Raw genomic sequence first — 506 nt, 5'->3', positions numbered from 1 at the left:
GTCGTAGGAGTCGCCGACAGACCCGACCGAGGCCTCGATCCCGGCCTGCGCGAGCCGTTCGGTATAGGAAATGGCGACGTACTGGACGCCGTGGTCGCTGTGGTGCACCAGCCCCTCGAGGGTGTCCTCACCTTCCTGACGGCGTGACCAGATGGCCTGCTCCAGGGCATCCAACGCGAGGTCGGTGCGCAGGTGGTTCGCGACTCGCCAGCCCACGATGCGTCGGGAGTACAGGTCGGTGACGAACGCGACGTACACGAACCCCGACCAGGTCGACACGTAGGTTATGTCGGCGACCCAGCGGCGGTTCGGGGCGGGCGCGGTGAAGTCTCGCTCGAGCCGGTCCGCGGGGAACTCGACGGCCTTGGTGGGGCGGCGCGTGGTCGTGGGGTGCCGCTTGTTCGGCACGCCGGCCAACCCCAGCGCTCCCATGCGTCGCTCCACGGTGCAGCGGGCGACGTGCTCGCCGGGATACTCGCGCGCCAAGGCCTTCCACATCTTCCGGA

At 69.2% G+C, this 506-nt stretch carries 1 protein-coding gene; it reads right to left on the bottom strand.

From position 1 onward, the window contains the following. Nucleotides 1-506 (bottom strand): IS3 family transposase (locus ACYVAG_RS17600; protein WP_460771839.1); only part of this gene is annotated, 506 nt, incomplete at both ends.

This window comes from Mariniluteicoccus flavus (assembly GCF_054776655.1).
Note: the sequence above shows the minus strand (reverse complement) of the source record. Positions and strands in the feature narration are given on the sequence as shown.